This window comes from Nostoc sp. UIC 10630 (assembly GCF_010747425.1).
In the GTDB taxonomy this organism is placed as follows: domain Bacteria; phylum Cyanobacteriota; class Cyanobacteriia; order Cyanobacteriales; family Nostocaceae; genus Nostoc.
Window position 1 is genome coordinate 1 of the sequence record NZ_JAAGOG010000243.1, and the last position, 10,159, is coordinate 10,159.

A 10,159-nucleotide genomic window follows, 5' to 3' on the forward strand; every position below is an offset into this window, starting at 1 on the left:
ACACCAACGGCTACACCAACGGCTACACCAACGGCTACACCAACGGCTACACCAACGGCTACACCAACGGCTACACCCTAGTCTCCACAAAAACCCCTACCCAAAGACCCTCAAGTCATCTGATTTGGTTCTTCTAAGGGTCTACCCTTGGGTATAGGTAGAATTGGACGGGGGTCATTGTAAGGCATCGGAATGTACTGCACACTTGGTCGCCCTCCTTGCGCCTGTGGGTACAAGTCCATGAGATCATAAATAGAATGGGGCAGTCCGACAGTTACGGGCAGCCCCATTTCTGTTGCTTCTTCAATAGTTATGGGATAATCGTGGGTGACGCGCCCGGTTGTCAAGGCTTCAATAATCGATTCGATATTTTCTGGTAGAACTTTTTGTTTGGGTATACTGTCTTTAAGCAAAGTTCGTACAAACCTCTGTACCTGTTGAATTGCTTTGCGTGAGAGGTCGGCCATAATTAAAGTTTGATCGTCAATCTCACTGATGGGTTTATCTTCAATTACTTTTAGGATACTTGCTGCGGGGTAATTACCCAATTGGGGATCAACTGGCCCCAAAACAGCGTTAGCATCCATAATAATTTCATCAGAGGCCAGGGCAAGCATTGTACCGCCACTCATCGCGTAGTGCGGGACAAAGACTGTGACTTTTGCCTGATGGCGAATTAATGCTCTAGCAATTTGTTCTGTTGCCAAAACTAAACCACCAGGAGTGTGCAAAATTAAGTCAATTGGCACATCTGGGGGTGTGAGGCGAATAGCTCGTAATATTTGTTCTGAGTCTTCGATAGTAATGTAGCGAGATATGGGAATTCCCAGAAAGCTAATAGACTCTTGGCGGTGAATCAACAAAATCACCCGACTTTTGCGTTCTTGTTGGAATTCTTGTAAAGCACGCAAGCGGCGATATTCTATTTGACGTTTTTGCCAAAGGGGTTGCAAAGAAGTTAGAAGCAGGAAAATCCAAAATAAATCACCAATACCAAAGCCCATAAAATTATTTATTGTTCAATAATCACGGTTGCCGTGATTATTGTCACAAATTTGGGGCGATCGCAGTTCTATCGTAGGGCTAGAAGATGTAGAGGGGGATAAGGTAGATTTTGCTCTCTCGTTCCCCTACTTCTTCATTTCCCCCGTCGCCAAATCTTGATAGTATCGTCATCACTACCGCTCACTAGGGTTTGTCCATCAGGACTGAAGGCGACACATCGAACATAGCTAGAATGCCCTGTAAGTGTGCTGATTTCTCTACCACTGTGTAAATGCCACAGTTTGATAGTGTTGTCCCAACTGCCACTAGCGAGAAATTGCCTATCCTGGCTAAAGGCAACTGACCAAACTGAATCAGAATGACCACTGAGAGTGCGAATTTCTCTGCCTGTATTTACATGCCACAATTTAATTGTGTTGTCACCACTGCCACTAGCAATCATTTCTGCATCGTGGCTGAAGGCGATACAGTTGATGAAGAAGGAATGACCTGTAAGTGTGTAGATGTTTCTGCCTGTGTATACTTGCCACAGTTTGACGGTGTAGTCATTGCTGCCACTAGCCACAAGCTGTCTATCCTGGCTGTTCGTCGTTGTAGCCGTTCTCGGAGAATAAGCGATTGACGAAACTGAGTCGGAATGACCTGTGAGAGTTTGAATTTCTATACCAGTGTTTACTTGCCATAGTTTAATTGTGCAGTCAGCACTACCACTAACAAGAAACTTGCCATCTGGACTAAAGGCAACAGAATTCACCCAGTTAGTATGACCAGTGAGAGTGCGAATTTCTTTTCCGGTGTTTACATCCCACAATTTGATGGTGTTATCCCAACTACCGCTAGCTAAGATTCCCCGGTTCAGGTCTGTAACTCCCCCAGATTTGCCAGAATCTCCTTGATAAGAAAAGTTTGAAGAGATTGGGCTAAAGGCGACGGAATTAACCATACTAGAATGACCAGAAGACCAACGACCCATTTGACGCACTAGCTTGCCAGTACCCAGTTGCCAAAGTTTAATAGTATGGTCATTACTGCCACTAGCAATCAATTGTCCATCTGGACTAATAGCGATCGCATGAACCATACTAGAATGACCTCTGAGGGTCTGTACGCATTGCCAGTTTTGCTGGTCTAATACAACAGGTGGAGGTAATTTTACTTTGGGCGTTATCACTAAGGTGGATGTTGCTGGTGCTATCTTTTTCTCGTTTTCAGGGCCCAATAAATCCAACCACTCCTGCACAGATTGGGGACGATAGGTTGACTCCAAATCCATGCCGCACATAATAGCTTGATTTACCCTATTGCTAATGTTGGGATTAAAATATTGTGGTGGTTCTAAATTAATATTGTGCCGTCTATCATCTGCACTTGTCGGTATCACTCCGGTAAGCAAATTATACAGAGTAGCAGCTAAAGCATAGATATCAATGTATTCTCCTCGTGGCGCTTCTGATTCATACTGCTCAGGTGGGGCAAAACCAGGAGTGCGATACACTGTATGTCTTTGAATTACATTAGGAATAAATTCTCTAGCGATGCCAAAGTCTATCAGCACTGCTTCAGATTTATCAATGCGGATCATAATGTTGCGTGGTTTGAGATCCCGATGCAGCAATCCTTTAGAATGGATTAGTGTCAAAGCGTCGCCAATTTGTCTGATGTAGAGCAGCGCTTCAGCTTCTGATAGCACTCCAACCCGTCTTAAGTACTGTCCTAAGTCTTCGCCTTCGATGTATTCCATCACCATGCAGGGCAAATTCCCATCATCGAAGATGGTTTCTATTTCTACTATATGGGGATGGTGACACACAGCCAGCCTAACTGCTTCATCACGGAAGTCTTGCCGTAACTTGTTTCGGTGGAGTATCCAGGCGGGGTGGTTCAGGATTTCTTCTTTAAGGGTTTTAATCACTCGCAGTTGATTCCGTTGATTTCTGGCAAGATAAGTAATGCCAATTCCGCCTTCACCTAGTTGGCTTTCGATAATGTAGCGTCCCCCGAATAAAGACTTTCCTGCATTCCACACCATTAGTAATATTTGACAATTGCTGGTATTTATTTTGGCACAGTATCAAAACAGCCAACCCGAATTTTTGGGAATTCCATTTGAATTGCTGTTGTAGATTTTTGGAAGTTAGTTACTTAGAGAACATTTTCATTAACCTCGATAATTACTAATAGTATAAAGTTGTGTATACCCTAATAGCTTTAGCGAAACTTTGCCTTTAGATCAAAGTATGAGAGTTGATTGCTCATGTTAGAGTAAACGATGACTTTCGCTATATTTGTTCATAATAATTTGACTTGTAGGTAATCTGTAATTATGCTAAAGAATCTGAATCTGAAACAAAAGTTTACAATTCTGCTACTGGTAATTCTGACATTCGGTTTGAGCTTGAGTGGATTTGCTCTTTCTTCTTTGCTTAGAGAGAATGCTAAACAAGATATTAGCTCTACCGGTCTCATTCTCATTCAAACAATGAGTTCTGTTCGTAAATACACCAGTACCCAAGTGAATCCAGAGCTAGTTGATAAATTGGCTACTGAGTTTTTGCCACAAACCGTACCTGGATACTCAGCACGGGAGGTATTTGAGATTTTACGGAAAACAACAGAATATCGTGATTTCTTTTATAAAGAAGCAACACTCAATCCCACAAATCTGCGGGATAAGGCTGACGGTTTTGAGACGGAAATTGTAGAAAGATTCAGAAATAAATCAGACCTTAAAGAAGTGAGTGGATTTCGCTCAATTCCTAGTGGGGATATTTTTTATATTGCTCGTCCTTTAAAAGTTTCTGAAGAAAGCTGTCTGAAGTGTCATAGCGTACCAGAGGCTGCTCCTCAAAGTATGATTACTCTTTATGGCACAGCTAATGGATTTGGGTGGAAGCTGAATGAGATTGTCGGCGCTCAAATTATATCAGTACCGGCAAAGAATGTAATCAGCAAAGCAAATCAGTCTTCTTTACTAATTATCTTAATTGTATCAACTATATTTATAGCGACTATCCTGTTAGTTAACTTGTTCTTGAATCGACAGGTTGTTGTTCCTCTCAAACGCATGACTCGCATAGCGGAAGAAGTTAGTACAGGACACATGGAAGTTGAATTCGAGCAGATGTCTAATGATGAAATCGGTAATTTAGCTAGAGCCTTTAAACGGATGCAGTTAAGTTTAGAAATGGCAATGAAAAGAATCAAACGCACTCAGGGGGGCACAGGGGATTAAAATAATTAGTAATGACGTTCTCTCTTCGTCAAGATGCTGCGCGTACCTTGGCTTCTCTGTGAGAGTAAGCTCTACACTAACGTAATTAAGTTTTATAGCCCAATACGGTTCAGTTAAGGAAATCGTAGGTTAAGGTTTTTATGGCTAACTGAACCGTATTGTTTTATAACCAAGATTTACATCCCTTCACAAAGGTAAACTTATTAGAAATAGTTGAATGATTGTAACTTATTTCTAAATTGATCTAGGACTCATATTTGATTTTGAAAAAATCTAGTATAGCTCAAATAGGCTTTTTAACTATTGCCTTGCTACGCAAATAATCATGGCTATGCCATGCTGCGCGAACAGAAATCAAATCGGATTGCCAGAGTAGTCTAGATATCTATGAAAATAAGCTTTTTTTGAATTCAAAAGCTGCTTGAAAGTTAGGAATTTGGTTGGCTATAAGTTCAACAAATTGATCAGGTGAAATGTAAGGATTCTCATCTAATATTTCTTCTATAATCAGATTTGCCATTGGCCCGATGTGGTAGGCTAATTCTTGTTGACAATGTTTAATAAATCCTGGTTGGAGTGAAGGTTGTTGTTGTTCAATTTGCCCACTTTGTACATTAGCAGGTAAACTAGATGGACTAAAAATTGTTTCTCCAGGTTGGTTGTATGATTGCGATATTGCCGACATAGCCTGAAATTCAGGATTAAATACTGTAGCAGGCAAATCATCAAGTATGACTGGAGGAGATATCGCTACTTCTGGTTCTCCAATCCGCTCTAAATCTTTGATAACTTCCCTGGCTGTTTGGTATCGCTTGTTAGGTCTATCTGCCAACATACAATCAAGTACTTGAGCGAACTCATCACTAACGTAAGTATAATAACGCCAGTTCCATTCAAGTGAGTATTGATCCATTAGTAAAGATGGATCTCTACCTGTGAGTAGTACAATAGCTGTTACTCCCAAGGCGTAAAGGTCACTAGAAGCCGAGCATAAACCTAAGCTAATCTGTTCGCGAGGTGCATACCCCACTTTGCCTACAAGAGACATTTTGCCAACAAATGTTACTTGGTGGTTAGAACTTTTCCCCTCGTTCATGTCAGCAATTTGCTTCCCAACACCGAAATCAATCAGCACTGGCAGATCCTTGCCATCAGGTAACATGATATTATCAGGAGAAATATCTCGATGGATGATGTTGTGCTGATGGACATATTCCAAAACAGGCAATAGATTTTTTAGCCACTGGATAACTTCGTCTTCAGAAAAGTTTCTTCCTTGACGTTGAAGTTCTCCCAGCAGCCTAGAATATGTTTTGCCGTCAACATACTCTTGTACTAGGAATAACCGACCATCTCCTTCAAAGCAAGCTAAAAACTTGGGGATTTGAGGATGTTGCAATTGATGAAGGATTTTTGCTTCTCTTTTAAATAGGTTGCGATATTGTTCCAGCCCACTTTCCCCTGTGCCAATGGGTGCAAACTCCTTGAGGACACAAGCTTCATTAAACCGCCGAGTGTCAAATGCCAAGTAAGTTCGCCCCAATCCTCCCTGTCCCAGAAGTTTTTGGATAATATAGCGGTTATCAATTAGAGTTCCAGCAGCTATTTCTGGTCTTGTCATAGGCGACTGTGACATCTCATCGCACTCCTCGCGATTTTATTGTTGATAAATTATCTAGTTTGCTGAAAGTCAGAAACTCTAGCAGATAAGGGCTGATAACATCCTTAAAATTGAGGTTAGCACCACTATCAACACAAGGAAATACACTTTTCTACAATCTTTGAACGGTCTTGTGTAACCAAATAGACAATTTTTACAGGGGTAGCTATATGATACTACTTGTACTTACGTATTTTAGCAGATGGGATATAATCAGTGTCTGCGGTAATATCTGCGAATATTCAGGTTATCACCTTTTGAAGTTGTAGCTGAACCACATCTCATTCCTAGCAACTCAATTAGGATTGAGTTTTGGAACAGTAAGGATATAGCGTGACATCATGGTTTTTGAGAAAAAACTAAAGTTTCTATAGACTTCTCCAAATAAAATATTATATGTATTTCAAGTGCTGAATATGCGATCGCTCTCAAAAATTAATCTTTAGGGGAGCCAGTCTTGTTATTTGATAGCTACTTCGGCACTGGCTACCAAAGCTTTCTGTATTAGGTGATTCTTCAAAGCCGAAAATTATACTGCGTGTAATAAATAATACTCTTGAAGGCTACAATAATTTATCTGCTTCATCAGTGTTTACACTTGACTGACGTAAACGTTCTACTAATTGTTCTGCTTTTTGTTTGGTTCGAGCAGCTTCTTGTTCAGCAATCATAGGTCGTTTGCTAGTGGCATAATTTTCAAGTTTTAACGGGAATAAATTAGCTTTAGCTTTGGTATTATTAGCAATAATAATTAACAAAAATACTCTCAAGTTTTGGCTTTAATTGGTATTATTCAAAATTTCATCTTTATAAAAAAATGCTAGATTTAGCAAATTTTTCGCTAAATCTAGCAAACCTAAATGATTTACAGGAAGTCTAATCTTCTGGCTCAATTCCCGCCGCCCACAATTGTGCTGCTAGTCGTTCAGCACGTTGGCGTTCCTGTTGGGCTAATTCTGTTCCCCAAGGTAGAAGGTTTCCTTGTTCATCCCACCACCGTAACCACTTTCCTGTGCGGTTTTCACGAGTACCTTGCCACACCCCAAGGTAAAGATTCATTTCTGCTATCCAGTAGCGTTGATTTTCATCAGGCTCTTGCAAAATGTACTGTTCTGTGTTGTGTAAGCGATACATTTCGATACTGCCGCTATCTGGCTCAAAGATGATGTAGTTTAGCACTTTTAAAATGCGCTCGTAGAAAAACCATTTTCCTGGGGGATATGTCGCTTTGATAGAATATTCTGTTTCCTGTGTATCGGAAATAAATTCCATCACAACTACGGGAATATCTCCCTGTAATTTAGGTGTGTAACTGCGTGTTAATTCTTCTCTACTAACATTAATTTTGGCAATAAAAGCCCAATCAGGCGCTTTAATGACTATTTTGTTGTTTAGAGTGGCACAAATGCCGTAATTAGTTGTTGTTAGGGTGTTAACTGAAATTTTTCCGGCTAATTGTAGGCTTTCCGTGAGTGCAGCAGCTAATGCTGGTTGGTTGATGTTGTCTACTGGATCATCTGGGAGTTTGTAATCATCGGGTAGTTTTTCCCAAGTGATTTGGTAGTCTTGGGTGAGGGTTGTCATGATGGGTTTTCCTCTGGTCTGTAAAAGGGATTGGTACTGGATTTTCACTTGTAAAAATATGGAATTTACTTTGACCCTTCCCAAATTTTGGAACAACTTCCCAGTCCCCAGTAGTTACTCATCTTCATCGGGTTCTAAATCGTCGGCTGTCAATTCTTGATGCGGGATGGCGGCGATAATCGCATCTATGACTTTAGAAACGGGTAATATTTCAATATTTAAGTCAGGAAATTTTGTCCCTTTGGGCACGATCGCTCTTTTAAATCCCAACTTAGCAGCTTCTTTTAACCGCAGTTCCATTTGGGAAACCGATCGCACTTGTCCACCTAGCCCAACTTCACCGATTAAGACTGTACCGGGATCGACGATGCGATCGCGGAAACTGGCAACGATTGCGATCGCTATTCCTAAATCTACCGCCGGTTCTTCCACATTCAACCCACCCGCAGAAGCAACGTAGGAATCTAACTTCGACATGGGAATTCCCACCCGTTTTTCTAAGACGGCGAGAATTTGCACTAGACGGTTGTAGTCTACGCCAGTTCCAGCACGTCGAGGAGAAGGGTAACTGGTGGGACTCACCAAAGCTTGCAATTCTACAACAATGGGGCGAGTGCCTTCACAAGCAACCACAATCGCTGTACCTGGTGCGGGATCGTCACGGTTGCCTAAAAATAGCTCTGAGGGATTGGAGACTTCTCGCAATCCATCTGTCACCATTTCAAAGATGCCGATTTCGTGAGTTGCGCCGAAGCGGTTTTTTACTGTGCGTAATAATCGATGGGAGGCAAAGCGGTCGCCTTCAAAGTACAACACTGTATCAACTAAATGTTCTAAAACTTTTGGCCCGGCGATCGCTCCTTCTTTAGTAACGTGTCCCACAATCAGCATGGTGACATCTTCGTGCTTTGCCACCTTCATCAGTGCTGCGGTACATTCTCGTACCTGAGCGACTGAACCGGGTGCAGAAGTCAGCGCCGGAAAAAACACCGTTTGGATACTATCAATCACCGCCACATTTGGTTTTAGAGAATCTATTTCCCGTAAAATTTCTTCTAAATCTGTTTCTGGCAGTACATATAAATCTGCACCAATACTGTCAGGGTCTATGGGTAGTGTAGGATCTACTACTACTGTTACCTTCTCCTCATTAACCACACTTAGGGGTTTTGATACTCCCAAACGGGAAGCTCGTAATTTTACTTGCTGTCCCGATTCTTCACCTGTTACGTAAAGGATGCGGTATTTCTGTGCTAATTGATTAGATACTTGCAACAATAAAGTCGATTTACCAATACCTGGATCGCCACCAATCAGCACCATAGAGCCAGGTACAACCCCACCTCCAAGCACTCGATCTAATTCTCCATAACCAGACTCCCAGCGAGCGATTTGGCGATCGGTAATTTGATCGAATGTTAAAGAAGCCCGTGCTTTAGCTGGTTTATTGTGAGATTTGCCATTGCCTTGAGCTGATTGCCAACTACTCACCCCCCCCCGACTGGGTACATCTACTGAGGATTGAATCGAAATTTGTTCTTCTAGAGAGTTGTAAGTGCCGCAAGCTGGACACTTACCAAACCACTGGGGCGATTCTGCTCCACATTCGTTACAAGTGAAAAAGGTTTTTGGCTTTGCCATTCTTAAATCTTATTAAATAATCTTAATATTTACTTAATTCTTGAAAAAAACTAGAAACTAATGATAGTGGCATTTAGAGCTTTTTCCAAATCAATTCATGGAATGATATCTTAATATTATGGTATTAAAAATTAATCATGTAAATTTTTAGTCAAGGAGCCTAGAGAAACTTGGAAAGCCATAAAGAAAAAATCTTGGTGGTAGACGACGAAGCCAGCATTCGCCGGATTTTGGAAACGCGCCTTTCCATGATTGGCTACGATGTAGTGACGGCTGGTGACGGGGAAGAAGCTTTGGAAACTTTTCGCAAAACTGAGCCCGATCTGGTAGTTTTAGATGTAATGATGCCAAAGCTAGACGGCTATGGTGTATGTCAAGAATTACGAAAAGAATCAGATGTCCCCATTATTATGCTAACAGCCTTGGGTGATGTAGCCGATCGCATCACCGGGCTAGAATTAGGTGCTGATGACTATGTAGTTAAACCATTTTCCCCCAAAGAGCTAGAAGCCCGGATTCGCTCGGTGCTGCGGCGAGTAGATAAAAACGGTGCTTCTGGAATTCCCAGTTCTGGGGTAATCCATGTCGCTAATATTAAAATCGATACGAATAAGCGACAAGTCTACAAAGGCGATGAGCGCATTCGATTGACGGGTATGGAGTTCAGCTTGTTAGAGTTGTTAGTCAGTCGCTCTGGAGAAGCTTTTTCTCGTTCGGAAATTTTGCAGGAAGTATGGGGTTATACACCAGAACGTCATGTAGATACCCGCGTAGTAGATGTGCATATATCACGTTTGCGGGCAAAGTTAGAAGATGATCCTAGTAACCCAGAACTGATTCTCACCGCACGCGGTACTGGCTACCTGTTCCAACGCATAATTGAACCAGGAGAAGAGTAGAAACTGTTGACTGTGAACTAATGACAACTGACAACTGACTAACAGCAATTAAAACCCTAATTTTTGCAACACTGGTTTTGTAGAAACAATGTGGCGTTCTAACCCTAATTCTTGAGGACTAACGCCCAAAGCCAAAGC

General features: G+C 41.6%; 8 protein-coding genes. 2 read left to right on the plus strand and 6 right to left on the minus strand.

Annotated features, from left to right (window positions below; genetic code table 11):
- Positions 1-110 precede the first annotated feature (110 nt).
- Together G1O98_RS33220 and G1O98_RS33225 are read right to left on the minus strand one after the other, a co-directional pair.
- Entirely contained in the window at positions 111-1,004 is an 894-nt protein-coding gene (locus tag G1O98_RS33220; protein WP_163937550.1) for a hypothetical protein, read from the minus strand.
- 134 nt (positions 1,005-1,138) lie between these two features.
- On the minus strand, positions 1,139-3,034 hold the full coding sequence (locus tag G1O98_RS33225; protein ID WP_163937553.1) for a serine/threonine-protein kinase: 1,896 nt from the start codon (positions 3,032-3,034) through the stop codon (positions 1,139-1,141).
- Positions 3,035-3,328: 294 nt separating this feature from the next.
- On the opposite strand from G1O98_RS33225, the gene G1O98_RS33230 reads away from it, so the two are divergent.
- A complete protein-coding gene (locus G1O98_RS33230; protein ID WP_114081480.1) occupies positions 3,329-4,237 on the plus strand; it encodes a DUF3365 domain-containing protein in 909 nt (302 codons plus the stop codon).
- A 385-nt stretch (positions 4,238-4,622) separates the two neighbouring features.
- On the opposite strand, the gene G1O98_RS33235 is transcribed toward G1O98_RS33230, so the two are convergent.
- From G1O98_RS33235 to radA, 4 genes are all read right to left on the minus strand, one after another.
- The gene (locus G1O98_RS33235) at positions 4,623-5,873 is read right to left on the minus strand and encodes a serine/threonine-protein kinase (RefSeq protein ID WP_163937556.1); all 1,251 of its coding nucleotides are present in this window, start codon (positions 5,871-5,873) and stop codon (positions 4,623-4,625) included.
- A gap of 587 nt (positions 5,874-6,460) precedes the next feature.
- On the minus strand, positions 6,461-6,655 hold the full coding sequence (locus tag G1O98_RS33240) for a hypothetical protein (RefSeq protein ID WP_163937559.1): 195 nt from the start codon (positions 6,653-6,655) through the stop codon (positions 6,461-6,463).
- Between the two features lie 118 nt (positions 6,656-6,773).
- Entirely contained in the window at positions 6,774-7,481 is a 708-nt protein-coding gene (locus tag G1O98_RS33245) for a Uma2 family endonuclease (protein ID WP_175586968.1), read from the minus strand.
- Positions 7,482-7,595: 114 nt separating this feature from the next.
- Positions 7,596-9,122 carry a DNA repair protein RadA gene (radA, locus tag G1O98_RS33250; RefSeq protein WP_163937562.1) on the minus strand — a complete coding sequence of 509 codons (1,527 nt, stop codon included), beginning with the start codon at positions 9,120-9,122 and terminating at the stop codon, positions 7,596-7,598.
- A gap of 170 nt (positions 9,123-9,292) precedes the next feature.
- Here radA and G1O98_RS33255 point away from each other — a divergent pair, with 170 nt between their 5' ends.
- The gene (locus G1O98_RS33255; protein WP_012412029.1) at positions 9,293-10,021 is read left to right on the plus strand and encodes a response regulator transcription factor RpaB; all 729 of its coding nucleotides are present in this window, start codon (positions 9,293-9,295) and stop codon (positions 10,019-10,021) included.
- Positions 10,022-10,159 lie beyond the last annotated feature (138 nt).